The sequence below is a fragment of the Corallococcus terminator genome, assembly GCF_003611635.1.
Classification (GTDB): Bacteria; Myxococcota; Myxococcia; order Myxococcales; family Myxococcaceae; genus Corallococcus; species Corallococcus terminator.
Genome location: NZ_RAVZ01000066.1, coordinates 1 through 26,312, shown reverse-complemented (window position 1 = coordinate 26,312; position 26,312 = coordinate 1). Strand labels below are relative to the sequence as shown.

Here is a 26,312-nt window from a genome sequence, read left to right as displayed (position 1 = left end):
ATCATTCGCCATGCTGAAATCCATTGAATAGGATGTATCCCAATCATGAACGACATCTATGGGAGGAACCTGGACCTCAACCTGCTCCGCGTCTTCGTCGTGGTGGCGGAGGCCGGCAGCGTCACGGTGGCAGCCGAGCGCCTCTACCTCACGCAGCCCGCGGTGAGCGCGGCGCTGAGGCGGCTCGCATCAACGGTAGGTGCTCCCCTCTTCGTCCGCGCGGGACGGGGGCTGGCGCTGACCACGCGCGGCGAGCGCCTGCTTGCTTCAGCGCGGCCCCACCTGGGGGCGCTCGTGGAGGCCACGCTGTCACCCGTGGCGTTCGACCCGAAGACGAGCGAGCGGACGGTGCGCCTGGGCCTGTCGGACGTGACCGAGGCCTGGCTGCTTCCTCCCTTGCTCCGGATCCTCGCCCGGGAGGCGCCGCGCATGCGGCTGGTGGTGTTGCCGGTCCAGTTCCGCACCGTCGTGGCGGCCTTGACGGACTCCACGGTGGACATCGCGGTGACGGTGGCGGACGAGCTTCCGGCCGGCACCCGGCGCCTGGAGCTCTTCAACGGAGGCTTCGTCTGCCTCTACGACCCACGCCACGCACGCGTCGGCAAGCGCCTCACGCTGGAGCGCTACCTGGAGCACGAGCACGTCATCGTCTCGTACAACGGAGACCTGCGCGGCGTCGTGGAGGACCACTTCGACGTCCAGCGCCGGATCCGCGTGTCGGTGCCCACCTTCCAGAGCATCGGCGCCCTGGTGGATGGAAGTGAGCTGCTCGCCACGGTGCCGAAGATGGTCGCGCGCGACATCCTCCGGCTGCGCCCGCACCTCCAGACGACGGCGGTGCCCCTGGCCCTGCAGGGCACGCCCATGGAGATGCTCTGGCGGGGCGCGGTCGAGGACGACGAGGCCATCCGCTTCATCCGCGACCACGTGGTGCAGGTGACGAAGGTCCTCTGGCACGACGCGTGACCGGCGGGGTCACGCGTCGCCCCAGGGCATTACTTCGCCTGGGCGATCTTGTTGCCCATGCCGGTATGGCTGACCTTCGGCTTCGACTTGCCGATGACACGCTTCCAGGTGACGGAGTTGGACATCCCCGTCACGTCGATGGCGCGAGTGGCCTCCACCTTCACGACGTTGCTGGAGCCGTTCACGGTGACGCTCTTGCACTCGCCGGTGAGCGTGACGTTGTTCGACGCACCGGTGATCTCCACCGTGCTGCCCGGCTTGCACTCGTGGGTCGAGGTCTCGCCCGAGCCGGTGACATCGATGGTGGCCTCTGCCTCCGAGTCCTCCTGCGCGGCGGCCGTCATCGGGCCGAAGGTGCACGCCGCCATCATGAACACTGCCGCGCCGAGCTTCCTGTTCATACGAGTTGATTCTCCCTGAGACGAGGTGCGGGCCGGGTCTGGCGCCGCACGGCCCCATCTACGTGAGGGGTGACGGGATATTCAACCCGTGACGTGTGCGGCAAGGTCCCTGCTGAACATCACCGCGAGAACGGGCGCCCCTGCTCCAGGCTCGAGATGACCTGGGCGAGCAGCGCGCGGCGGTCCGGGCGGGCATGGGCCAGCTCGCCTCGGAGGACGGGCAACGCGGCCTCGCCCATGACGAGCAATCCATCCCAGGCCGCACGCGCCACCGCATTGCGGCGGTCAGGCAGCAGCGCCGCCACCTCCGCCACCGCTGGCAGGTGCCCTCCGAACGTGAGCGTCCGGACGGCCCGGACGACGTTTCCGGCCTCCGCATCCTTGAGCAATTCGCGGGTCAGCTCCAGATACGACTCCCGTGACACCTGGTCCTTCAGCAGCCGGTGCGCATGCAGGCGCACCGAGGACTTCCGGTGGGCGAGCAGCCCCGTCAGTCGTTCGACGACGTGAGGTGCACGCCGGAGCACCATCCACTTCATCGCCTTCGCTTCCGGCTCGGGGACTTCCCAGGCCAGCGCCTCCAGCCTCCGCTCCACGTCGCGCATCAGCTCGGCCGGGAGCTTCTTTTCGAGCGACGGATCCTCCAGGACGAGGAGCGCGAGCGCGGTGACGACCTCCGTCCGCAGCGCTGGCGTGGTGACCCGCGCGAGCAGCGCGCTCCGCACCTCCGGGCCCTGCCGTTCGAGCCCTCGCGACATCGTGGCCAGGGCCTGGGCGTCGTCCTTCCGGTTCACGATTTCGATGAGCCCGTCCGCCAGGCGGAAGGCGTCTTCGCGGCTCCCCCAGGAGGCGCGGCCTCCGAGGACCTGCAACGCCGCCTCGCGATGACCGTCGTCCTCGTGGACGATGCGCAAGAGCGCATCCTCCAGTCTCCGGCCATCGCGGCCCTGCACGGTGCCCACTCGCTGGAGCCACTCCAGGAAGTGCGTTCGCGCCAGGCCCCGCGCCTTGAGGAACATCCCCATCAACTCGGGTCCCCACACCGTGTCGCCCGGGAGGATTTCAAGCGCCGCGGTGTCGCCTTCTCGAAGCATCGGGAGGACGAAGGGCAACACGCGGGCCGCCGGGAGCCAGCGCAGCCTGTCCGCCGCCATCGTCACCGACCGACCCCGGCCCATCCGCCACACGTCCAGCAGGAGCAGGACCAGGGGGGGCATCAGGCGCCGCTCCGAAACGAGCCCGCCGAGCAACTCCAGCAGCGACTCCAGCCAGACGTCCCCTTCCAACTTCTCCGCATCGGAGCCCGGGGCTTCGAGGGAGCCGAGCATCGCACGCAGTGCTTCCAGATCCTGCCGGTCCACGGCCCACGGAGGGAGCCACCGGAGCGGCTGCGCCTCGCCGATGATGTCGAGCAGAGATTGGAGACGAGGCAGTCCCCGCACCCGCCAGAGATGCCACGCGGCCTGTCGGCGGAGCTCGACGTGGGCATGGGACAGCAGGTCGACGAGCAGCGCTTCGTCCTCCGCCGAAGTGGGCGTCCCCAGCGCCGCGAACGCCGCGAGGGCGAGCCCCCGTTCATGGTGGCGCGCGAGTCGCCGCAGGGCCGCGCGGGCCGCCTCCGTTCCGACCGCCGCCATCCACCGCACGAGCGCTCCCGCCTGCGTGGACGTCGCGGACACGGCAGCCTGGGCAAGCTCCGCGAGCAACGCATCTTCCGGCACGCGTGCGTCCCACGCATCGCGGACGAGTTCCAACAGGTCCCCGTGCGGCCCTCGCGCCACGGCGGCCAGCACCTGGAGCGGCGGCACTTCTCGCAGCGCATACGGAACGAGGAACCGCCGCACCGAAGGCGAGCGTGCCTGGTTCAGCGCCTCCATCAATCGCGGGCCGGACAACTCCCCCGCGAGGATGCGCCGCTCCGTCCCCCAGAGCGCCACGCGCTCATCCGGGAGCGAGGAAGCCATCCGTGCCTCCTCCAGCGAAGGCACGGCCCCCAACCGGTACAGGACGCCAAGGGCCTCGTGAGGCTCGATGCGCTTCCCCGTCCATGCGCGTCGGACCTCCGCGAGCGCCCCCACCCGCTCGGGCTCGGACAACCGTCCGGAGAGCGCCGTCAGCAGGTTCAGGGCCAGTCGCCGCAAGGAATGCCTGGGGCTGTCCAGCAGACCGCGAATCCCATCGAGGTGCCGCTTGAGGACGGCCGCTCGCGTGTCCGTGAGGCCCGCGCTGGCCGCCGCCGCGAGCCGCTTCGTGAACTCCTCCTCCGAGGCTTCGAGCAGGGCCGCGTCCCCAGACGACAGCGCGTCATCCATCCACGCGAGGTCCGCATCCAACCGCCGCTCCCGGAGCAGCCTCGCCTGCACGGGGTCGTCGGACGTGGCGGGAATCCACTGCGACAGGCCATGGCGTCGCAGCAGCACGTCCAGCGCATCGCGCGCCTGCGACGAAAGCAGGAGGACTCCGCCATGGACCGCATCGTTCAGCACCTTCGCGGAGCGTGTCCCACGCCGAAGGAGTGAGACGAGCGCATGGGGCGACAGCTCGCCGGAGAGCAGCTCGCACAGCAGTTCCTGCTCACGAGGCGTGTCAGCGTCCTCGAGCGTATCGAGCACGGTCGCAACATAGCCCCGTCCGCAGGCGGCACGCAGCGCACGGACGAGGGACTCGCGCAGGCCCGGGTTGTCGTGGCGCCGGAGCCAACCCAGCATCAACCCGATGGGCGCAGGCCAGCCAGGGCCCGCGTTGGCGAGCGCTTCGGCGGCGGTCTTCTTGATGTTCATGTTGGGGTGCGCGAGCCCCGCCGCGAGGAGCGGCACGGCCCACTCCACCTTGAACACCCCGAGGCCACTGAGCGCCTGCCGCAGGCGATAGATGTCCTCCGAACGCGCGAAGGGCACCAGCCACGCCACGGCCCTCGAGTCTCCAGAGTGCGCGAGGCACTCCAGCACGAGCTTCCGCACCTGCACGCCCTCATGGCGGAGCAAGCGCCGCAGCCGCCGCGCGAGCGCGGGATGCTTCCGGCCGACGAGCTGCCCCAGCACCCTTTCGAGCTGCGCGTCGCTCAGGTCCCGCCGCTGGAGCAGGTCGAGCAGACACTCCGTGAGGATCCGTGCGCCGGCTTCGTCTTCCGATACGGGGGCGGACCGCCGGTCCGGACGCAAGCGGCCACGGGCCTGAAGCCCACGCCCTACCTGTGCGACGGCCTGCTGCGCCGCGGACCGGACGTCCTCGTCCGCATCGAGCAACAGCTCCCCCAGCGGTTCGAGTGCACGCCGCCGGGTTTCATGGCCGAGCTGGCCGATGGCCTGGAGTCGCAGCGGATGCTGCGTCTGGAGCGCGATGCGGGAGACCTCGGAGAAGGACGCGTCGTCGTAGCCGAGCTGAAGGCTCGCGAGCACCGCACGGCTCGGCTCACCTTCCACGGGCGAGGGCATGGGCGTGGGTGTGTCCTCAAGCGCCGCCAGCAGGGCGAGCGCTTCTTCGCGCCAGGCGCAATCAGCCAGGCCCGGGTGGGCACGAAGGAACGCCACGGTGAGCGCGCCGCCCAGGTGGCGAAGCGCATCGAGGCAGGCCCAGGGTTCGGCATCGAAACAGGCGAGGAGGTCCTCCTCCGCGGCCTCGTGTCCCTGGTGTCCGAGCGCATCGATGACCTCCGGCCGGAGCGCGCGCGCTTCGGGCCGGACGAGCAGCGCGCGGAGCAGGTCGAGCGCCTCCGGACCGTCCAGCTCCCGCAGGAGCGCGAGGTGCCGGGTGAAGTCCGCGTCCGTGGCGGACAGCGTCCACAGCGGTTCGACGTATTCACGCTGCCGGAGACTCAACACCTCCGCGATGACCTCGGGCGCGATCTCCGGGCTGGAGAGGAACAGCTCGCGCACCAGGGGAACGTCGTCCGGCTCGCACCGCACGCCCCGCCGGTAGAGCGTCTGGAGCAACCCCGCGCACGTGGGGCCGAAGAGGAGCGGATCCTCGAGCGAGAGCTGGAGCGACAGCCGCGACTCCGCATGGCTCGCGAACGGCGCCAGCAGGGCCATGGCCTCACGTCGCACCGGGAGCGCTCGCCGGCCGTCCTCCAGCACGAGCCGCAGCGCGGCGGCGTCGCCTCGACGGGCGAGGATGCGCAGCGAAGCGAGGGCCAGTCGCTCCGAGCGCTCCATCAGGTTCTGGAGCGAACCGAGGGAAGGAGCCAGTTCGGGCCTCGCCGCCCAGGGTTCGGCGAGCAGCTCTGCGGCCTGGAGCGCCACCCGCGCGTCCGGGGCTTCGAGCGCGCGAACCGCCACCGCCAGCGCATGCTTCACCGTGACGAGTCCCAGGCCGAGCGCCCCGCCCAGGTGGCGGAACCCCTCGAGCTGGACCTCCGGGTCCAGGTGATTGCACAGCGCGTCGACCAGCGCCTCCGCGTCGGCCGCATCGGTCGGGGAGAGTCGCTGCACGGCATGCAACAGCAGTGCGCCCCCCGGCACGACGGCCAGCTTCGCGGGCTCGCGAAGCACCTCCGTGACGAGCCACTCCGCCTCCGCGTCAACGGGGAGCGGCCCCCTGCCCTCCGCCAGCGACTTCAGCCTCGCCAGGGGAACCTCCGGAGGTAGCAAACGGGCCAGCTCCGCGAGGAGCACCTGCGACTCGGGAGCGCATGCACCGAGGGACGCCGGAAGCGCCTCCACCAGGGACGCGGGCGTGTCACCACCCTCCAGCCGCTCCAGGCGGCGCCTCAGGTGCAGCAGCGCCGCGTGGACCTCTTCCGGCTCGGACGCGGCGAGCAGGGCGCGAAGCTCCTCGGGGGCCAGCCGCTCGGTGAGGAGCCGCTGCACGAGGAGCGCGCGGCGACGACGCGGGGTGAGCTCGACCGGTTGGGGCTGAGGCATGGAACCCTTATAGGCGGACCGGGGAAAGCCCGGCACGCCCCAGGGGACGCCCGCCGCGCCGCGCCCTGACACTCACGCAGGGCCGGCTCATGCCCCGCGCGTGACGGGGCACCCCTTCCGGACGCCTCACCCGTGACGGAGCACCAGCAGCCGCAGCTCCGTCATGTCCTCCATGGCGTACTTCACGCCCTCGCGTCCCAGCCCGGAGCCCTTCACCCCGCCGTACGGCATGGTGTCGACCCGGAAGCTCGGCACGTCACCGACGACGACACCGCCCACCTCCAGCTCGTCCCACGCCCGCATCGCCCGCGACAGGTCCTGCGTGAAGAGGCCCGCCTGAAGGCCGTAGCGGCTGTCATTCACCCGGCGCAATGCCTCGTCGAAGTCGCGGAACGGCTGGAGCAGCACGACGGGCCCGAAGGCCTCCTCCACGCACAGCGACGCGTCCTCGGGGACGCCCTCCAGCACGGTGGCCTCCAGCAATGCACCGCGCCGCCCTCCTCCGGTCAGCACCCGGGCTCCGCGCTCCACGGCCTGTTGAATCCATCCCTCCAGCCGCCGCGCCGCGGGCTCGTCGATCAGCGGCCCGAGCGTGGTGGACTCATCCCGGGGGTTGCCCGCGCGCAGGGCCCGGGCCCTCGCGACGAGCCGCTCCCGCAGCGCGTCGTACAGCGATTCGTGCGCGAGCACGCGCTGCACCGAGATGCAGCTCTGCCCTGCCTGGAAGAAGGCGCCCTGAGCGATGCGGTCCGCGACGAAGTCCAGGCGCTCGCCCTGATCCGCGTCCACCACGCAGGCCGCGTTGCCGCCCAACTCCAGCACCACCTTCTTGCGACCGGCGCGCGCCTTCAGGTCCCACCCCACCTTCTCCGAGCCGGTGAACGACAACAGCTTCAACCGGTCATCCTCGATGAAGGGACCTACGTCTTCCAGGCGCGCGGGCAACACCGAGAAGGCGCCTTCGGGCAACGCAGTCTCCGCGAGCACCTCCGCCATGAGCAGCGCGCTCACTGGCGTGCGGTCCGACGGCTTGAGGACGAAGGGGCAGCCGGCGGCGATGGCGGGGGCCACCTTGTGCGCCACCAGATTGAGCGGGAAGTTGAACGGCGTGATGAAGGAGCACGGCCCCACCGGCACGCGCTGGGTGAAGCCCCGGTAGCCCTCCGTGCGCTGGGACACCTCCAGGTTGAGGACCTCGCCCCCGCCGCGCACGGCCTCCTCCGCTGCCGCCTTGAAGGTCTCGATGAGGCGGGTGACCTCCGCCCGCGCGTCGCGCAGCGGCTTGCCCGCCTCGATGCAGAGGGCGAGCGCGAACTCCTCCGCCCGCTCCTGGAAGCGGCGCACGCAGTGCTCCAGCACCGCCTGCCGGGCGTAGGGCGCCATCTTCCGCAGGGGCCCCGCCACGCGCACCGCGGCGGCGATGGCCTCCTCCACGGCGGCCGCGTCGGCGACGGCCACGTGCGTGACGACCTCCCCCGAGTACTTGTCGGTGACGGCCAGCTCCGCGTTGGGCTGCCTCGGTCGGTTGGCCAGGTAGTACGGGTAGCGCTCAGCCAGCATGGTGTTCCCCACTTTCACTTGAGTGCCCATGGCTCACGACTCCATCAGCGCGCCGGCACCGAGCGCCCGCGCGGTGTCCGTGTAGTCGATGGGCAGATCGATGACGTGCACGCCACCCGACTCCAGGCAGCGCGAGAGCGTGGCGCCGAACTCGGTGGCGCTCGTCGGGCGGTGTCCTCGCGCGCCGTACGCCTCCGCGTAGCGGACGAAGTCCGGGTTGCCCAACGTCATCCCGAAGTCGGGCAGGCCCATCTCCCCCTGCTTCCAGCGGATCATCCCGTAGCCGTCGTCGCGCACCACGACCACCGTCAGGTCGAGCTTCAGGCGCACCGCCGTCTCCAGCTCCTGCGAGTTCATCATGAACCCACCGTCACCACAGACGGCCACCACCTTGCGCCGGGGGTGGACGAGCTTCGCGGCGATGGCGGACGGCAGGCCCGCGCCCATCGTCGCGAGCGCGTTGTCGAGCAGCAGCGTGTTGGGCCGACGGCAGCGGTAGTAACGGGCGAACCAGAGCTTGTACATGCCGTTGTCCAGGCACACGACGCCGTCATCCGGCATGGCGCGGCGCACCTCCGCGACGAGCCGCGCGGGGTAGATGGGGAAGCGGTCGTCGGCGGCGCCGCTCACGAACTGCGCGTCGAGCCCCGCGCGGGCCCGCTCGAAGGGCGTGAAGTCCCAGTGCGAGCGCGAGCCCACGCCCTCCGCGATGCGCCACACGGCATTGGCCAGGTCTCCCGTCACCTGCACCTGCGGGAAGTACACAGGGTCGACCTCCGCGGAGGAGAAGTTCAGGTGGATCACCGTGCGGCGACCATCGCGCATGACGAACGGTGGCTTCTCGATGACGTCATGGCCCACGTTGAGGATGCAGTCCGAGGCCTCGATGGCATGGTGGACGAAGTCGCCGTCGGACAGCGCCGCGGTGCCCATCCACAGCGGGTGCGTTTCATCCACCACGCCCTTGCCCATCTGCGTGCTGAAGAAGGGCAGGCCCACGCGGTCCACGAACGCGCGGAGCATCTCCGACGTCAGCTTGCGGTTGGCCCCCGCGCCAATCATCAGCAGCGGACGGCGGGCCGAAGCGAGCGTCTCCACCGCCTGCGCGATGGCCGCCTCATCCGCCACGGGCCTGCGCGCGACACCGGGCGACAGGGGCACGGCGTCGGTGGACTCGCGTGCAACGTCCTCCGGCAATTCCAGGTGGGTGGCGCCGGGGCGCTCCTCCTCCGCGCGGCGGAAGGCCTCGCGAATCGCCGAAGGGACGTGCTCCGCGGAGACGAGCGTGCGGGTGGACTTGGTGAGCGGCCGCATCATCCCGACGACATCGACGATCTGGAAGTGACCCTGCTTGCCGGCCTTGATGGGTTTCTGGCCGGTGAGCATCACCATGGGCATGGCGCCAAGCTGCGCGTAGGCGGCGGCGGTGACGAGGTTGGTGGCCCCGGGCCCCAGCGTCGCCAGACACACGCCCGCGCGCCCGGTGAGCCGTCCGTGGGTGGCGGCCATGAACCCGGCCGCCTGCTCGTGGCGCGTGACGACGAGGCGCATGCCGGCGGTGCGCATGGACTCGAGCAGGTCCAGGTTCTCCTCGCCGGGAAGTCCGTAGACGCTGCGCACGCCCTCGGCTTCGAGCGCTTTGACGAACAGGTCGGATGCCTTCATGGGGTCCCTCTCTCCTTGATGACGAGGAAGATGTACCCGGGGGCCTCGATTCGTACATTCGTCTGTTCTCATCAACCCGATAGATGCCATCTATGATGGATCCATGGAGCTTCGACACCTCCGCTACTTCTCCGCCGTCGCAGACACGCTGCACTTCGGGCGCGCCGCGCGGCGGGTGCACATCTCCCAGCCCACGCTGTCGCAGCAGATCCGCCAGTTGGAGGAGGAGGTCGGCACGCCGCTCTTCGAACGGGCCCGCGCCGGGGTGCGGCTGACACAGGCCGGCGAGCTGTTCCGCACCTATGCGTCGCGCGCGCTGGAGGACGTGAACGCGGGCCTGTCGGCGGTGGGCGCGCTGCGGGGGCTTTCCACGGGGGCGCTCCGCGTGGGCTACCCACCGAGCATGCGCGGCATCGTGGTGCCAGCGCTGACGGCGGTGCTCCGCAGGCACCCCGGACTGGCGCTGAGCGCGGAGGAGGCGGTCGTCAGGAGGCTGGAGCGGCGGCTCGCGGACGGCAGGCTGGACGTGGGGCTGGGCTATGCGCCCGCGCGCCTGGCGGACCTGGATGCCGAACCCGTCTTCGACAGCCGGCTCGCGCTCGTCGTCGCGCGCGGACATGCGCTGGCGGGCGCGGAGTCCGTGGGGGCGAAGCTGCTCGCGGAGGAGCCGTTCGCGCTGCTGTCGCGCGGGCTGAGGGTGCGCGCCCGGGTGGACGCGCACTTCGCGGCGATGCGGTTCGCGCCCCGGATCGCGCTCGAATCCAACGCGGTGGCCACCGTGCTGGCCATCGTCCGCGCGGGCCTCGCCGTCACGGTGCTGCCCGAGCCGCGACTCGCGGACGCGGAGCGGCTGGTGGTGAAGCGACTGTCCCCGGCGCCCCGCTCCGAACTGGCGGCACTGCTCTGGCGCAAGGGCGCACCCCGCACGCCCGCGGCGGAGCTGTTCGCGGCGGAGGTGCGCGCACGGGCGAAGGAGGACGCGGGATGAGACCTGCCCGTCCGACGGCCCCGGGGCGGCGCGCTGGGTTCAGGCTTCCCCGAACCACAGCCCCAGGCCGCCCAGCAGGCCCAGTCCGACGAACATCCCCATGAGCATCCACGCCTGACGGCGCGACCACCCGAGCGCCTTTCCATACCGCCGGGCACACACCCCGACGAGGATGGCGAACCCCAGGCAGATGGACACCGGCCCCAGCGCGACCAGCGCCTTGCGCGTCGGTCCGCTCACGTCCAGGAGCGCCAACAGCAACAAGGGCCCGAAGCCAACGACAAGCACGCCCAGCACGATGCCCAGGCCCCACCACCCCGAGGGCCCGGACAGCTCCAGCGTGTCCAGGATCTGCCTTCCCAGGGAGCGGGGCGGCTCCTGGGCAGGCTCGGGACGGCGGCGCCGGCGTGGAGGGGGAAACGGCGCCATTTCAGCCCTGCTCGGCACCCTCGAAGGTCACGCGGGCCTTCGACATGACGTGCTCGACGACCATCAGGTGCCAGCCCATGTCATGCAGCCGCTTCGTTGTCTCGGGGGACTCGCGCAGCGCGGCGCTCACGTCCGCGGCCGTCAGACCGAAGGGCTCGGTGGACTCTTCGAGGAGCTCCTGGAGCTTCTGCGGCGTGAGCGTGAGCTGATCCCGCTCCGCCACGGCCTTGAGGCCCAGCCCGATACGGATGCGGCGCTCGGCCTGCTCCCGCGTGGCGGGGTCCGTCAGCCAGCCCTGGACCGCCTCCTCCTGCTCCTCCACGCTGAAGTTCTGCTCGACCATGCCAAAGCCTTCGGCGGCGGCCCAGCGGCGGCGGATCTCCTCGTCCACCAGCTTGCGCGGGATCTCCACCTCGGTGCGGCGCGCCAGCTCTTCCAGGACCAGCTCCTGCGCCTGGACCCACAAGCTGTCGGAGAGCTCCTGCTCCAGCTCTTCCTGGAGGTGGTCCATGACCGCGTCCAGCGAGTCGCCGAGCGCCAGTTGCTTCAGGAAGCCGGGGGCCTCCTCGTCCGGCATCGTCACCTCGCGCGCGGCGCGCACGTCGACGAGGAAGCGGACGGTCTTTCCGCGCAGCGATTCCACCGGGTAGTCGTCCGGAAGGTCGAGCATGAGCTGGAGGCTGCCGCCCACGGTGCCGCCTTCGGCCAGGCCTTCCGCGAAGCCGGGGAGGGCCTGCAGCGGGGCCAGTTCCATCCACTGGCCGAAGCGGGCGGAGAAGGGAATGAGCCGGCCGTCGGCGTAGCCCAGCACGTTGAGCTGCACGTCGTCGCCCGCCGCGAGGTGCTCGCCCTCGGCCCGCGCGCGCACGGTGGCCCGTTCGCGCTTCTTCTCGTGGAAGCGGGTGATGAGGTCCTCCGGCGTCAGGTCCCGGGCCAGGGGGACCTTCACCGCGAGGCCCTCCAGGGAGGGGGCCTTCGCCTCGGGCAGTGACACCGGCCCCGCCGCCATGAGGCTGGCGATGGGGCTCATCTTCAGGAGCCTCTCGACTCCCGGTCCTTCGCCTCGACCACTGTGGCTGCTCACGGGGACTCCAGGGACGTAGCCCGGCCCTCGCCCATGCCAATGCGGAGCGAAGGGCCGGTGCGCCATGGAAGCTCTTCTAGTGCAGCCGGGCGCTTATTAGAAGAACGCGCCGACGATGCTGGAGATGGTGGACACCGCCGCGCCCACCTGGCTGACGATGGGGATGTTCGTCGCCGCGGCGATGGAGCCGACTGCGGTGATGACCGACGTCACCTTCTTGCCCGTGCCGGCCTTGGGGTCCGCCAGCGTGGCCACCGCCTGCGCGGTGTCCACGGCCGCCATGGCGATGTTGAGGCCCGGAGCGAACCGGGCCGCCGCCTTGGCCGCCGGACCCGCCGCCGCGCGCGCACCGGCCTTGAGGGCGGCCTCGCCAGCCTCACGACCCGCCGCGCTCAGCACCGCCTTGCCCGCGGCGCGCGAGGCGCTGCCGGCGCCCCGAGCGATGGAGCCCGCCGCCTTCTGGGCCGTCTCCGTCGCGACCTCGGTGATGGCCCGCCGCGCCGCCTTGGCGGTGGCGCCCTCGAAGACCTGCTTCAGCGCCGTACCGGAGGCCGCCTTCGCGACCGCCTCGCTCGCGTTGGGGGCCACGCGCTTGAACGCTTCGAGGGCCGCCTTCTCCGCGCCCAGCTTCTGGGTGACGACCGCCGCGTGGAGGATGCCGCCAGCGACCTTGCTGCCCTGGATGCCGCCCGAGACGACGTTGAGGCCGGCCTTCGCCGCGTCCAGCGACGAGCGCGCCGCCTTGGTGATGTCCTCACGGCTGCCGCTGCGCACCGCGTTGCGGATGTCGCCCGCCGCGGTGGCGACGGCCTTGCCCGCGGTCAGGACGCTGAAGGCGGCCAGGGGGCCCTTCGCCTTCGACATCACCTTCTGGAAGGCGCCGAACTTGCCGGCATCGACCGTGGGGTTGGAGATGAAGCCCAGCCCCTTGGAGCCGAGGATGCCCTCCAGGGGCTTCTTGCCCACATTGCCCACCTGCTCCATCACGTCCTTGCCGAACGAGATGGCCTTCGAGGCCTGGCTCACGACCGCCGTGCCGCCCTTGATGAGGTTGTCGTTCTTCTTGACCGTGTCCTGCACGGTCGAGACGACCTGCTTGGCCTGCTGGGTGGCGCTCTGGAAGATCTTCTTGATGGAGGTCATGGACTGCCTCGATTGGAAAGTTGAGTCTTGCTGCCATTATCGGGCACTGGCGCAAGAAGTTGCATGGTGGGGATTTGGTTACATCCGCACACCTGAGTTCTAGCGCGTCCCGAGGTCCGCAGCGGCGCTCGCGGCCTGCCTCCGGGCGACGAGGGCACCGAAGACGCCCGCGGTGAAGAACATGATGACGCTGTAGATGGCCGCCGGAATGGCCATCACGCTGTCATTGAGCAGTCGCGGGCTGGACGCGATGGCGATGGCGAGCGTGCCGTTGTGGATGCCCACCTCCATTGCGATCGCCACCGCCTGCTTGCGCTCGATCCTCAGCAGCATGGGCACCGCGAAGCCGACCGCCATGCTGGCCAGGTTGAAGGCGAGCGCCGCGAGCCCCACGCTCTGGAAGTAGGTCACCAGTTGGTCCCGCTCCTTGAGCGTCGCCGCGAGCACCACCAGCACCAGGAACAGCGCTGACGTGATGCGCACCGGCCGGTCCAGCCCATCCGCCAGCGCCGGCCGCTTCGCGCGCACCCACATCCCCAGCGAGATGGGCACCAGGACGATGGCGAACACCTGGAGGATCTTCGCGAACTGCAAGGGAATGGCGCGCTCCTCGCCCATGAAGTGCGACAGGGAGAGGTTCACGATGAGCGGCAGCGTGAACAGCGACAGCACGCTGTTGACCGCCGTCAGGCTGACGTTGAGCGCGACATCGCCCTTGGCCAGGTGGCTGAAGAGGTTCGCGGTCGCACCGCCCGGCGAGGCCGCGAGCAGCATCAGCCCCACGGCGAGCTGCGGGGGCAGACCGAAGCCGCTCGCGATGGCGTAACAGACCAGCGGCATGAGCAGCGTCTGACAGCCCAGGCCCACCAGCGCCGCGCGCGGATACTGGGCCACGCGGCGGAAGTCGGCGAGGGTGAGGCTCAGGCCGAGCCCGAGCATGATCACCCCCAGCGCGAGCGGCAGGAACACCTCGGTGATGGCACTGGTCTGCATTGCGGGGGCCCCCAGCGAAAGCATCCACTCTGCCAGAAAGCCCTGTGCGGAGGATCCCAAGCGCGCGCGATCCGTGCGCGGGTTCGGCACTGCGCTGCGTCAGGGCGCGGCCTGCAGCCCGCCCATGGCCGCCGCGACGATGCGCGCGGCGATGTCCGGCCGGTCCTGCCCCATGCGCAGCGTGTTGACCGAATAGACGAGCCGCCGACGCAGGTCGCGCGTGGCCCCCATGCCGTTGTTGTAGCCGTGCCGGTCACCGCTCTTGCCCCACAGCGTGAGCCCGCCGACCTCGATGCGGGACAGCCCCGCGCTGTAGAGGGCGCGGCCACCGTCCACGTTGGGCACGTCCGGGACGGTGAACAGCTCCTCCCGCTGCGCGTGCGGCAGCAACCGGCCCTGGAAGAGCGCGACGAGGAAGCGATCCAGGTCGGCCGTGCTGGAGACCATCTCGCCCGCGGCCCAGGGGACGGACTGGCTGGCTTCGGTGACATCCACCAGGCACCGCCCCTGGTAGACGATGGCCCCCGCCGGGCACGCGCCCGCTTCCGCCTGGACCTCCTCATAGCCACGGGCATGCGGCCCCGGAATCGTCACCAGGTTGCCGGGCACGAAGGTGTCCCCCAGCCGCAGCGGACGCAGGATGCGATCCCGCACCGCGTCACCGTAGGGACGGCCCGTCACCTGTTCGATGAGCAGCCCGGCGACGATGTAGCCGATGTTGCCGTAGTCCTGCTGCGTGCCCGGCGCGAACACCGGCCCCGCGGGCAGCGCCAGCGCGACGAGTTCCCGGGGGCTGTAGCGTCGGAACCGGTTCACGAAGAACCAGTCCGGATCCTTCTGCGGCACCGGCACCCCGGGCAGGCCATGGGTGTGATTGAGCAACTGCCGCACCGTGATGGGCGCGTAGACGCCCGCCGGCAGGAGGCGCGGCAGGTACTCCTGGACGGGCCGGTCCAGGTCCACCCGGCGCTCGGCGGCGAGCTGCAACACCACCGTGGCGGTGAAGACCTTGGTCATGCTGCCAATGCGGAAGCGTGCGTCCGCGCGCACCGGCGCACCGGTGCGGACATCCGCCACGCCGGACGCCCCCAGCCACCGTCCCTCCGAGCCCTCCACCCGGACGAGCGCGCCCGTGACCTCCGCATCCGGCAGGCCCGCGATGGCCTGGCGCAGGGCCTCGCGATTGAGCGGGGGCAGGCGCGAGCCCGACTCCAGTCCCAACGCGGTCGACTCTTGCTCCCCGACCTCCGGGACGCTTCCAGGCGGAAGCTCCGGACCACAGGCGGGAGCCATCACGCTCGCGAGCAACGTCATGCCCAGCCGCAGTCCACGGTGCAGGACAGCCATGTTCCATCTCCTCGTTGGGGAGGCCGGAGGTGCCGGCCGCCGGATGGAACACCGCGCCCCTTCCGGGCTGTCACCCGGGCCCGGACACGCATCCGACCAAGGGTTCGGGACTTCACGTTGAGGCCGGCCACCCGGGGTCGCGCCTTCCTCCAAAGCTAGACTGGGTTCATGGCAAACCGGCACCGCGTCTATCTGGTCCCCGGCTTCTTTGGCTTTACCCAGATGGGTGACAAGGAAACGGAGCGCATCGCCTATTTCCAGAATGTCCCCCGTTTGCTCCAGCAGCGCTTCAAGGAGCGCGGCATCGACGCGCAGGTGCATACCGTGGCCTCCTCCCCCACCTCCGGGCTGGAGGCGCGTGCCCGCGACGTGTTCCGGGAGATGGCGCGGACCGCGAACGAGGACGACGCGCAGCTCCACCTCGTCGGGCACTCCACGGGCGGGCTGGATGCACGGAGCGTCGTTTCACCCCGCATGGCCCGGGAGGCACCGGCCTTCGTGAAGCGCGTGCGCTCGGTCGTGACCATCGCCACCCCGAACCACGGCACCCCGCTGGCCAGCTACTTCCACCAGGGCGACGTGGGAAAGACGCTGCTGCGCTACCTGTGGCTCTTCACCTTCCTCACCCTGCACCGCAAGGCCATGCCCTTCCGGACCGCCGCGCTCCAGGCAGCCTACTGGCTCGTCCTCAAGAGCGAACAGGCGAAGCTGCCGCCCAGCCTCTTCAATCAGATCGTCCGGCTGACGGCGGACCTCTCCGAGGGCGAGCGCGAAGAGCTCATCCGGTTCTTCAACCAGGTGGGAGAAAACCAGACGCTGATCCAGGACCTCATGCCGGCCAGCGTGCAGGCCTTCAACGCGAACACGGCGAACCGCGAGGGCGTGCGCTACGGCTGCGTCGTCACGGGCGCGCCGCCGCCCAACCTGGCCCTCCGCCTGCTGCTCTCCCCGGACGCGCTCCTCTACGGAATCTTCTCCTTCCTGTATGAGAAGAGCGCGCCCCTGTCCCGGGAGCTCCAGATTCCCGAGCGCACGGCGGCGCAGACGCAGGCCCTCCAGGATGTCCTTGGCAGGAAGTTCGAATCCCGGAGCGACGGCATCGTCCCAAGCCGCTCCCAGGTCTGGGGACGGGTCCTCCACGTCGCGAGCGCGGACCACATGGACGTCATGGGCCACTTCGACCAGCCCCCGGAGCACATCAGTTGGCTGAAGTCGGGCTCCCACTTCCAGGAGGAGCAATTCCAGGCGCTGTGGGAGCGGGTGCTGGACTTCACGGTAGGCGACACGTCGCCCATCGGCAGGTGACGTCCAGCCCTTCCCGACGGAGAGTCGTCCCCATGCGCACTGGACTCGTGACCCCACTCCTCGCCTCTCTCCTGCTGAGCGCCGCCCCCGAAGCGGCGGCCCAGACGACCCGGCCGCCAACGCGCCAGGAAGGCAACCTCGCCCCGGGACGCGGAGGTGACAGTCAGCAGTCCGTGCCTCGACAGGGCGACATCCCCACGGGCGCGCCCGTGGAGACCGCGCCGCCCAACGTCCCGGAGTTCAAGCCCGCGTTTGCGCAGCAGACGCGCGCCCCGGCGGTGAAGACGCGCACGCCCATCGTCGTGACGGAGATTGCCTCGGGCTTCAACAAGCCCTGGGCCATCGCCTTCCTGCCGGATGGCCGCTTCCTCGTCACGGAGAAGCCCACGGGCTCGCTCTTCATCGTCACCGCCGCGGGCAAGAAGTCACCCGCGGTGGCGGGCCTCCCCAAGGTGGATGGCCGGGGACAGGGCGGGCTGCTCGACGTGGAGGTCGGGCCCGACTACGCGAAGAGCGGGCTCATCTACTGGACCTATTACGAGCCGCGAGAGGGCGGCAACGGGCTCGCGGTGGCAAGAGCGCGACTGGTGGACGGCCCGAAGCCGCGCATCGAGGGCCTCCAGGTCATCTTCCGCATGCAGCCCACGCTCGAATCGACGCTGCACGCGGGTGGACGGCTCGTCTTCACGCCGGACGGCAAGCTCTTCGTCACGCTGGGCGAGCGCTCCGTCCTCAAGGGCCGCGTCCAGGCACAGGACCTCAAGAGCGACTTCGGGAAGGTCGTCCGCATCTTCCCGGATGGCTCCATCCCCCAGGACAATCCCTTCGTGGGCAGGAAGGACGCCCGGCCGGAGATCTGGTCCTCCGGACACCGCAACGTCCTCTCCGCGGCCCTGGACGCCCAGCAGCGGCTCTGGGTCGTGGAGATGGGACCGCGCGGAGGGGATGAACTCAACCGCCCCGAGCCCGGCAAGGATTACGGCTGGCCCACGATTGGCTATGGCGAGGAATACTCGGGCGAATCCATCCACAAGACGACGCAGGCCGCCGGCATGGAGCAGCCTGTCTATTATTGGGATCCGGTCATCTCCCCCTCGGGGCTCACCCTCTACTCGGGGGCGCTCTTTCCGGAATGGAAGGGGAACTTCTTCATCGGCGGCCTGTCCAGCCAGGCGCTGGTGCGGCTTGTGCTGAAGGACGACCGCGTGGTCGGCGAGGAGCGCCTGCTCACGGAGCGCAACGAACGGATCCGCGAGGTGGTCCAGGGGCCTGACGGTGCGCTCTACCTGCTCACGGACGATTCGAACGGCCGCCTGTGGAAGCTCACCCCGGGAGCTTCTCCGGCCCGCTGATCCGGTCGCGGAGCGTTCACGCGAGCACCCAGGTCCCCATGAACACCGAAAGCAACGCTATTGCGCGGCTTGTCGTGCAGGGGGCCGGACGACGGGCTGGCGATCGACCGGCCTTCCTTCTCGCATTGTGGCGACGAGGAACAATGCACAGCGTTGAACTCGCTCACCCGCGCCCAGGAGGGGCACGATGCCACGTCCGCACAGCCTCACGCTCCAACGGCAACTCTCCGCCACCGCCGAAGAGGCCTTCGACTTCTGGGTGAATCCTTCGAAGGTTGCCTCCTGGTGGGGCCCCAACGCCGGCGACACGAGCGACGTGCGGATGCTCGACCTCCGCGTCGGCGGCAAGTACCGGGTCCTCACCCATGCGCCAAACGGCGACACCTACGACTTCACCGGTGAATTCCGAGCGCTCGAGCCCGGCCGGAAGGTGTCCTTTACCTGGGAGATCGAAAAGAGCGGTCCCTCCCAGGTCACCGTCACTTTCGAAGAGCAGTCAGGCGGCACCAGGCTGACGCTCGTTCACGAGGGCCTTCAGTCGGAACAGGACCGGGACGGCTGCATCGACGGCTGGAACGGGGCGCTCGACAAGCTGGAGCGCGAGGCGCGTCAGTGGGCCAGCGGTCAGGGTGAGGCGCCCGCTCCGCCATGACGTCGTCCGGGTGAGCTGGCGGAGCATGGCCGGGGCCGCTGACGCGGGCTCCCATGCCGATCGACTCGCTCGACGCGATGCACGCACCGTCGCTCAGGTGCGCTGCCGTCACATGCGCCCGCTTCGCGTTGCAGGTGGCGCTTGTGCCGGGGCCAACCTCGCACATGCCGTGGGTAAGCCCAGGTGCTCCAAATTCGCCTGCATCCCGGGTGCTCCCTTGATGAGTGGCCGGCGAAGGCCCAGCATTGGCTCGCACCGCTTCGCTGGCTCCAGGGGGCCTGCACGCGCATCCCCCAGGTCGACACTCCCCAGGGCTGCGTCCCCCTGCCGATTCGACCCGGCAGGCGGACGGCTCTCTTTCCTACCGAAAGAGGCTCTCAGGGATGCATCGAGCCGTCTCGGGACACGCGCTCAGAACATCTGCACGCAACTGATCGCATCCTCGGTCCAGGCGGTGAAGGCCCCCGGCGCACTCGACGACGGCGCCGCGCCCAACTGGATGCCTGGACCCCAATCCGCGCTATTGCAGGGATCGCCACTGTTGACCCGATAGAAGAGCTGTCCGCTCGTTTCATTCTCGTAGGCCATGTAGAGCACCCCATCCAGCACAGCGAAGCTCATCGAGCACGACGCGTTCCCTCCGATGGCGACCGGGTTTCCGTTCGAGCTGCCGTCGCTGCTGAACGCCGTGATGTAGATATATCCGGAGTTGGCCAGGTACCCGACATACAGGATGCCGTTGTACACCACGCCGCATGGGGCGTTTGTTCCTGCGTGATTGCTTCCGGTCTGGTTGGAGTACGTGACGCCGCTGGTGTTCATCTGCATGGAGTTACTCCAGCTTCCATCGCTGCTCATCACGCTGTACCAGACGCCGTTGGCGTTTCCCTTGCCCTCATAGAAGACGTACAACTGGTTGTTCCACACCACCGGCCCGGGCCATCCCGACATGCCCGCACCCCGAACGACCTCCTGCTGCGCACTCCAGCCGCTGCTTGGGCTGTAGGTGTTGTAGAGCAGATTGCCCGCGTAGTCCCCACCTTGAGAGAAGACATACAGCACGTCGTTGTACACGACCGGTGCAGGAGACCCCGTCATCCCCCCTTCTCCTACGATTAGGATGGCGGGCTGCCATCCATTTGAATCGCCGATGCAGCAGTACATTGCGCCGCTTTCTCCTGTTCCCTGGATGAACGCGTATACTTGATTGTTGTAGACCGCGACACCCGGTGACCAGGACAGGCCTCCATTGGTGATCCGGGCCATGAAGCTGTTGGTTTCGCCAGGGGTGATGATGCAATTCCACAGTTGAGAATCGTCCCCCGGCCCCTGCATGAAACAAAACAGTTGTGAGTTATAGACAATCAAGTAGGGCGCAGCCGATATTCCGGTCATGGCGAGCTGGACCGGCGCAGTCCAATTCACCGCATCGGTGGAACTGATGTACCACATCGTTCCACCGCCCGAGCCCTCGTAGAACACATAGAGGACGTCGTTGTAGACCAGGGGACTCGGCTTGCCAGTCATGCTCACGGCGGAGATGTTGCCTTCGGCTCCCCAGGCGCCCGCGGTGGTCATCCCCCTGTAATACATCGAGTTGTTGGTGTTGGAACTCGGGTAGAAGATGTAGGCCTGGTTGTTGAAAACCACCGCTCCCGGTGAACCCGACGACGCCACCCCGATATTTGGGACCTGGGTCGAAGCCGCCCAGTTACCGCTGCTGATATCGGAGGTATGGGTGAACCAGACCTGCTCATCATTCCCCGGCCCCTGGTAGAAAACATAGACTTCGCCGTTGAACGCGATGGCCGAGGGAATGTTGGACATGATCACTTGTTCGCCCAGCACGCCCCAGTAAGAGCCTGCCGGCAATTGCTTGGCGAACATCTGACCACTGTTCTTCATGTTCAGGGTTGTGCCCTGATAGAATGCATACGGCGTACCGTTGTACGTGACGGCACTCATGCCGCAATTCGTCAATACCTCGGTGAGTACGGTGGGGCCGCTCCAGGTCGTACCCGTGCAGGTGTAGCAGAACGCAGAGGACGTATCCTGGGCGGTGCTGGGGTAGACCACGTAGACCGTACCGTTGCAGATCGTCCCGCTCGGAGGATTGTTCATCACCTCGTTGACTGCGAACGCCTGCCACAGTGGCGCGAAGACGAGTTGATTGAGAGCATCTGCGGTGCCGTCTTCGGCGACAGCAATCAAAAGACTCTTTTTATCTGAGGGTGGACTGAATACGGCCATGATGCCATCCATTGCAACGGACATGAGGGTCTCCTTCGGGGCGCGGATGTGAGGAAGATCAGGCGAAGCCAACTTCATCTGATCACTGGCAAGCCGCTACTGCGCCCGGCGTGCGCGCCGCCAATGCCTTTGTAGTTTTATACTGAGGTCGGATTTCCCGGGGTCTCTGAGTCGCCCCAGATTTCAGCAGGTACCTGGTTGGATTTAAATGACGACGAATGGCTCTCTCTAGATAGACGTTATCGACTTGGAGCCTTCAGGCCATTGATTGCGAGAGAAGTGCTGAAGATGCGCCCTCCTCGCGAATTCCAGTCTGTGATTCCACCCCTGCTGGCCTTTTCTGATTTGACGAGGGCGACTCCGGAAAAGGAGTGAGTCGCTGGAGCGGAACAAGGCTCCGCAACGGATTCTTTGCGGTTGGATGGCGGCGAGTCCGTGGGTTTGAGTGGGATTGCTTCTCCCCAAGTCTGGGCAGGCCCTTCTCCATGCGGCAGGGGACCTTCAGGGCATGCCTGCTTGGGACCGGAGGGAGGGGGCCTTACGCCCGGGCCTGTCCTGCTCGCCTCCGTCACGAAGCGCTGACGCTGGAGAGGTGTCCAACCTCTTCAACTCCCTGGGGCACGCGCTCGGGGATGCGTCGCTCGACCACTTCGGTCTGGAGTTCAGCACGCGCATCGCTCCGGGGCCGCTCAGCGAACTGTACGGCTGAGACGCGACCTCACCCGCAATCCCTACCTACGGCGCGACTTCGGAGATGCTGTAGGGGAAGTCCGTGGGATTGATGAACTTCCAGACGCCAGGCCCCTGGACGCGCCGGAGCGAGAGGAAGTAGCGCCCGGTGCCAGGCGCCGTGAATTCGGCCCCCGGCGTGTCATTGCTCGCGAGGTCCTTCACGATGAGGGCACCCTGGGCATCCAGCACCGTCGTGGCGGCATAGAAGGGGTGCCCGTTCGAGGACAGCCGGTACTTGTGACCTTCCACGAGGTCCACCGCGAGCACGTCCACGTCGCCCGTGGGCCACAGCTTCACATCGGTCGTCGAGGGCACCGTCACCACCGTGGCCCCCGGCGGCGCATCCTGATGATCGTCCACTCCGTTGTCCGCCGCCGTGCAGCGATAGCCATCCAGCACCTGAGCCCACCCTTGCGCCGCCTTGAAGAAGACGCGCAGGAAGAGGTCCTCTCCGGTGTCGTTCTCGGCGGACAGCGCTGCCTCCCCGGCTCTGGAGCCAAGATAGACGTACGTGTTGAGCACGGTGCCATCCGCCCGCACCATCTCCGTGTCGGGGCCGAAGTCGTCCGCCCCGATGCAGCGCACCGCCAGGATGTGCCCCTGGGGAATGGAGAACCGGAAGACATCCACGTCGTCCGGGAACGGGGCGTTCAGGAAGCCTGTGAACTCCGACGGTATCGATTGGGAGACGGCGTCCTGCTCCGTGTTGCCCTCGGTGTCCTCGGTCTCGGAGAAGTCAAAGGTGTACCGGCCGACCTTGACCGGTGGGCTGAGGGACGAACGCACGTCCACGATGGCGGTTTCGTCCAATGCCGCACGCCAGGAAGCGGAGGCGGAGGCGTAGGACGTCTGGGTGGCAGGCGGCAGGGGCTCCAGCGTGTTCGGGTCGAGCCTCCGCACCTCGCAGATGGGCAGGGTGTCAGCCTGACAGCCGAACCGGTAGAAGTGTCCGGCCTTCGTGGCCAGCTCGTAGCGGACCCGCTGCCCCTCCTCCGTCAACTCCCCTTGCCCGCTTTGCCCGGGATTCATGACTCCCGGCTCGACGTCCGGAACGGGCTCGGGCTTCGCCGCGCCCTTGTCGCAGGCCGTCAGCAGCAACCCTCCCATCAGCAGGGACAGCGCGCGGTAGCTTCGCAAGGAGGTCTTCGCCTTCATGCCGGTTTCGCCTTTCATTGCTCTGCCTGGGGATGTTGCGCCCAATCCAAGGCAAATCCAAACGCAGGCGGAAGGGTCGGCACTTCCGGCGGGGAGTCGCGGCGTCAGTACGCGACGGTCGCGGTGTAGGCGAAGTGGTCGGAGCCGAATTTCTCCAGGCGCTCGGCGGGACCGGTGCCGATGCCCTGGAGGACGTAGATCTGGTCGATGGGGACGCCGTCGACACCTGCCGTCCGCAGGTGGTTCATCCCCGGGATGTCTTGCGACAGGGGGCGGTTGAAGTCGCCCACCAGGACGACGGGCAGGCCACGGCCGCGCAAGTCGGCGACGACCTCATGCACCACGGCGTTGTGCGTCCGCCAGCGCTCCTGACGCTCGGGGTGCTCCCCGTTCCAGGCGCCGGAGATGTAGTGCGTGTTGACGAAGGCCAGCTTCGCGCCGGTCTCCTTGTTCTTCAGCACGACCCAGTTCACGAAGCGCGAAGGCGTCACTTCGGCCTCACCGCCGTGCGTGAGACGGGAGCCATCACCGGTCTTGTCGTACTTGCTCTTGCGCCAGGAGATGGCGATGGAGTTGCGAGCGTCGAGCCGGTTCTCGCCAGGCCGGAAGTGGTCGTAGTTCGTGAGCGCCCCCAGCTTGGAATGACCCGCGGAGGTGTCCACCTCCTGCCAGCCGATGACGTCCGCGAGCGGCTTGAACGTCGCCTCCCCGTGCAGGGTGTTGTGCGTCGCGACCGTGGTCGTCGTGACCGCGAGCGCGGCGGTCCGCTCCGGGGTGGCGGGCATGAGCCCCAGGGAGAACAGCAGGCTGAGGACGGCGGAGGACAGGAGTTTGAGCATGGTTCCCTCGAAGCTTGCGCCGGGCGTCTCCCAGCGCATCAAGGAAAACTAGTCAAATCCGGAAATATCGAAAAGGACGTGTCGAGGCACGCGGCTACCAGCTTCCGCTGGAGCCTCCTCCCGAGGAGCGCCCGCCTCCGGACGAGGAGCGTGAGGAACTCGACGACGACGACGAGGGCCGGGTGCGGCGCGGCGTGGAGCGGCGCGAGACGGACACGAAGGAGCAGTGAGTGCACCGCACCGTCACCTCCTCCTCGCCGCCGTGATCGTACGTAGCGCTTCGCAGCGTCCGAGAGCTCTGCTTCCCCGTCACGTAGTCGCACCGCGTGCAGCGCGCGAGGCTGGTGAAGAACGCGCCATAGCGCTCGATGAGCACGTCCGAGCACCGCTCGCACCACCAGGCGTCGTAGTCCACCGAGCCCAGCGATTCCTCGGCCCGCTGGCCGGCGTCGAGATGGGCATCGTCCTCCACCTCTCCAAGCCGCAGCCGCTGGGTGCCACACGCCTTGCACTTGCGCGGACGGCGGCGGAGCCAGGCACGGCCCGCCAGCCCCGCCGCGCCGAGCACGCCCGCGCCTCCGGCGATAGCGCCCAGGCCCGGCTCCGTGGACGCCTCTTCCGGAGGGCTCCAGGTCACCTGCTGCGACGCGGCGTCCTGGATCTCCACGGCGGGGGGGCTGTCGGCGACATCACTCCCGGCGACGGGCTCCGGGGCAGCGGCGTTGGGATTGTTGAGCCGTGAGTTCTCGATGAGTTCCTTCAGGCCTCGTGCACCCATCTGGACCGCGGCGTTGGGATCCTTGCGCTTGAAGGCCGGCACGATGGCCTGCGCCATCACCGCGTCGCTGGCCTCCTCGTCGGCGGGTTCATCCACCCCGTCGCCCAGGATGATCTCCACCTTGCGGTCGGCGTACGCGACGAAGAGCAGCACGCCATCGTCGCGCCCGGAATGGCCGATGCCCCAGCGGTTGAAGAGCGCCAGCGCGAACTCACGCGAGGGCCTGCCCGACGTGGTGTCCAGCATCACCACCATGAGCTGACCGAGCCCCCGGTCGTTCAGCTCAGTGCCCGTCTGTTCGAGCTCCGCCTGGACCGACGGCTGGAGGACGCGGGTGGCGGTGAGGTCCACCGTCCAGGAGCCCCTGGGAGGCCGGGGCACCTCTTCCACCGTGACGCCCAGGGCCGGAGTGCCGAGGGCGCAGAACAGGACCATGAAACCCAGCCATGCGCGCATGGGTCCAATTGTAGCAGAGCCTCCGGTCGCCCCAAGGCGACAGCGGCTGACGCTCCGGGTCAATCCTTCGCCATCTTCGTGAGCAGCTTCGACCAGTGCTCACGCATCGCCTCCCGGGCCTTCGCATCCGGAAGCTTCTCCATGTGCACCTGGAAGGCGACGCCCCGCGGCTTCGGCGCCAGCGTGAACTGCAACGTCGCCGGCTTCTTCCACCCATCGGGCTGCCACGTCATGCGAAGGCGCTGGCCGGGCTTCACCACCCGGACCTCTCCCTGCACGCCCGGAGCCCCGCGACGCTTGGGGACCGCATAGGGGCTCCCGGCTTCGAGCTTCAGCGTCGCGCCCGGGCCCAGCCAGCGCTCCGGCTGCGTCGTGAGCCACGCCCACAGTTTGGGGGCGGTCATCGGCAGCGTGCGCACCACGCCCACTTGAAAGCCCGTCGTGGCGGTCTCGCCCACCACGCGCTTGCCCCGCGCCTGTTCATACGCCACGGAGATCGACTGCTGCCACCAACTGGACTCGACCTCCCGGGCCAGGTGCGCGACGAGCTGCTTGTGGTTCAGCTCGGCCGCCCCCGCCGCGTCCAGGGCGCGCATCCAGGTCTTCCAGTCGCGTCCGGTGGCCTCCTTCACGGCGGCGTCGGTCACGCGCTCGGTGATGAGCGCCTTCTTCTTCGCGGCCGCGGGCTTCTTCCCAAGCGTGGCGAGCTCCGCCAGTCGCGCCCGCACCAGCTTCTTCACCAGCGTCACCGGGAGCGGTTGGTCGGGCGGAAAGGTGACGCCGCTCTTCGACGTGGTGTAGCCGTCCAGCTCCGCCTTCAGCGTCGGAATCACACCGCCGCTGAAGGGGTAGTAGCCACAGTGGGTCTTGAAGAACGCGAAGCCCGCCACGGCGTTCCCGTCCACCTTGAAGGTGGGCATCCGGTAGCTGATGGATTCGGTGGCGCCTGGGAGCAGCTTGCGCAACTGCATCCTCAGGGCACGCAGCGTCTTCTTCGCCGCCGGGTCCGCCACGTCCGCCAGATATGCGTCGATGGGCTGCGGCTCTCGTGTCTTCGTCGCCATGGTCTTCAGTCCCCCCGGGGCGGTTTCCGTCCCGACTTAGCAGAACCGGGGGACCGCGCCGACCCGGCACTGGTGACACGAGTCACCACCTCTGATGGCCCGCCTCATCAGGAGCGAGGGGGGTGGAGCACCCGCTGGAAACGGCGCTTCAGAGGGGAAACGGCTTCCAGGTCACCCGCGCGAAGCCCTGGCACACGCCGTGCTTTGGAGAAGCTTCATCACGGACCGGACGCTTCTTCCGGCTCCCTCCTCCGAATCCATCTCCTCCCCGCCCCCCGCCGTCCCCCGAGG

At 68.8% G+C, this 26,312-nt stretch carries 19 protein-coding genes; 5 read left to right on the top strand and 14 right to left on the bottom strand.

Annotated features, from left to right (window positions below; translation table 11 throughout):
* The first annotated feature begins 45 nt into the window (after nucleotides 1-45).
* The gene (locus D7V88_RS12425; RefSeq protein ID WP_120540853.1) at nucleotides 46-966 is read left to right on the top strand and encodes a LysR family transcriptional regulator; all 921 of its coding nucleotides are present in this window, start codon (nucleotides 46-48) and stop codon (nucleotides 964-966) included.
* Nucleotides 967-995: 29 nt separating this feature from the next.
* Here D7V88_RS12425 and D7V88_RS12420 read toward each other — a convergent pair whose 3' ends face one another.
* The 4 genes from D7V88_RS12420 to D7V88_RS12405 form a co-directional block, all read right to left on the bottom strand.
* Nucleotides 996-1,367: a DUF3060 domain-containing protein gene (locus tag D7V88_RS12420; protein ID WP_120540852.1), complete on the bottom strand. Its 372-nt coding sequence runs from the start codon at nucleotides 1,365-1,367 to the stop codon at nucleotides 996-998.
* Between the two features lie 119 nt (nucleotides 1,368-1,486).
* Nucleotides 1,487-6,229 (bottom strand): HEAT repeat domain-containing protein, encoded by a 4,743-nt coding sequence (locus tag D7V88_RS12415; protein ID WP_120540851.1) that lies wholly within the window; start codon nucleotides 6,227-6,229, stop codon nucleotides 1,487-1,489.
* Between the two features lie 126 nt (nucleotides 6,230-6,355).
* A complete protein-coding gene (locus D7V88_RS12410) occupies nucleotides 6,356-7,789 on the bottom strand; it encodes an aldehyde dehydrogenase family protein (protein ID WP_120540859.1) in 1,434 nt (477 codons plus the stop codon).
* Nucleotides 7,790-7,822: 33 nt separating this feature from the next.
* Nucleotides 7,823-9,454, bottom strand: a complete 1,632-nt coding sequence (locus tag D7V88_RS12405) for an acetolactate synthase large subunit (protein WP_120540850.1) — start codon at nucleotides 9,452-9,454, stop codon at nucleotides 7,823-7,825.
* Between the two features lie 103 nt (nucleotides 9,455-9,557).
* Between D7V88_RS12405 and D7V88_RS12400 the strand changes: the two genes are divergently transcribed.
* A complete protein-coding gene (locus D7V88_RS12400; protein WP_120540849.1) occupies nucleotides 9,558-10,442 on the top strand; it encodes a LysR substrate-binding domain-containing protein in 885 nt (294 codons plus the stop codon).
* Nucleotides 10,443-10,481: 39 nt separating this feature from the next.
* On the opposite strand, the gene D7V88_RS12395 is transcribed toward D7V88_RS12400, so the two are convergent.
* The 5 genes from D7V88_RS12395 to D7V88_RS12375 all read right to left on the bottom strand — a co-directional run bounded on the left by D7V88_RS12395 (nucleotide 10,482) and on the right by D7V88_RS12375 (nucleotide 15,438).
* Nucleotides 10,482-10,871, bottom strand: coding sequence for a hypothetical protein (locus D7V88_RS12395; RefSeq protein WP_120540848.1), 390 nt, complete (start codon nucleotides 10,869-10,871; stop codon nucleotides 10,482-10,484).
* A 1-nt stretch (nucleotide 10,872) separates the two neighbouring features.
* Entirely contained in the window at nucleotides 10,873-11,901 is a 1,029-nt protein-coding gene (locus tag D7V88_RS12390) for a trigger factor (RefSeq protein ID WP_120540847.1), read from the bottom strand.
* A 150-nt stretch (nucleotides 11,902-12,051) separates the two neighbouring features.
* Nucleotides 12,052-13,098: a hypothetical protein gene (locus D7V88_RS12385; protein WP_120540846.1), complete on the bottom strand. Its 1,047-nt coding sequence runs from the start codon at nucleotides 13,096-13,098 to the stop codon at nucleotides 12,052-12,054.
* 99 nt (nucleotides 13,099-13,197) lie between these two features.
* Entirely contained in the window at nucleotides 13,198-14,091 is an 894-nt protein-coding gene (locus tag D7V88_RS12380) for a bile acid:sodium symporter family protein (protein WP_120540845.1), read from the bottom strand.
* A 99-nt stretch (nucleotides 14,092-14,190) separates the two neighbouring features.
* Nucleotides 14,191-15,438 carry a serine hydrolase domain-containing protein gene (locus tag D7V88_RS12375; protein WP_120540844.1) on the bottom strand — a complete coding sequence of 416 codons (1,248 nt, stop codon included), beginning with the start codon at nucleotides 15,436-15,438 and terminating at the stop codon, nucleotides 14,191-14,193.
* Between the two features lie 168 nt (nucleotides 15,439-15,606).
* On the opposite strand from D7V88_RS12375, the gene D7V88_RS12370 reads away from it, so the two are divergent.
* From D7V88_RS12370 to D7V88_RS12360, 3 genes are all read left to right on the top strand, one after another.
* Entirely contained in the window at nucleotides 15,607-16,743 is a 1,137-nt protein-coding gene (locus D7V88_RS12370; RefSeq protein ID WP_147448703.1) for an esterase/lipase family protein, read from the top strand.
* A gap of 32 nt (nucleotides 16,744-16,775) precedes the next feature.
* Nucleotides 16,776-18,095: a PQQ-dependent sugar dehydrogenase gene (locus tag D7V88_RS12365; protein WP_120540842.1), complete on the top strand. Its 1,320-nt coding sequence runs from the start codon at nucleotides 16,776-16,778 to the stop codon at nucleotides 18,093-18,095.
* A gap of 187 nt (nucleotides 18,096-18,282) precedes the next feature.
* The gene (locus tag D7V88_RS12360; protein WP_120540841.1) at nucleotides 18,283-18,747 is read left to right on the top strand and encodes an SRPBCC family protein; all 465 of its coding nucleotides are present in this window, start codon (nucleotides 18,283-18,285) and stop codon (nucleotides 18,745-18,747) included.
* Between the two features lie 411 nt (nucleotides 18,748-19,158).
* Here D7V88_RS12360 and D7V88_RS12355 read toward each other — a convergent pair whose 3' ends face one another.
* The 5 genes from D7V88_RS12355 to D7V88_RS12330 all read right to left on the bottom strand — a co-directional run bounded on the left by D7V88_RS12355 (nucleotide 19,159) and on the right by D7V88_RS12330 (nucleotide 26,021).
* Nucleotides 19,159-21,021, bottom strand: a complete 1,863-nt coding sequence (locus D7V88_RS12355; protein ID WP_120540840.1) for a hypothetical protein — start codon at nucleotides 21,019-21,021, stop codon at nucleotides 19,159-19,161.
* A gap of 711 nt (nucleotides 21,022-21,732) precedes the next feature.
* Nucleotides 21,733-22,884: a hypothetical protein gene (locus tag D7V88_RS12345; RefSeq protein ID WP_120540838.1), complete on the bottom strand. Its 1,152-nt coding sequence runs from the start codon at nucleotides 22,882-22,884 to the stop codon at nucleotides 21,733-21,735.
* A gap of 104 nt (nucleotides 22,885-22,988) precedes the next feature.
* Complete coding sequence (locus D7V88_RS12340; RefSeq protein WP_120540858.1) at nucleotides 22,989-23,723, bottom strand: endonuclease/exonuclease/phosphatase family protein; 735 nt, start codon at nucleotides 23,721-23,723, stop codon at nucleotides 22,989-22,991.
* Nucleotides 23,724-23,817: 94 nt separating this feature from the next.
* Nucleotides 23,818-24,957, bottom strand: coding sequence for a TPM domain-containing protein (locus D7V88_RS12335; RefSeq protein ID WP_120540837.1), 1,140 nt, complete (start codon nucleotides 24,955-24,957; stop codon nucleotides 23,818-23,820).
* Nucleotides 24,958-25,016: 59 nt separating this feature from the next.
* Nucleotides 25,017-26,021: an SRPBCC domain-containing protein gene (locus D7V88_RS12330; RefSeq protein ID WP_120540836.1), complete on the bottom strand. Its 1,005-nt coding sequence runs from the start codon at nucleotides 26,019-26,021 to the stop codon at nucleotides 25,017-25,019.
* Between the last annotated feature and the right edge of the window lie 291 nt (nucleotides 26,022-26,312).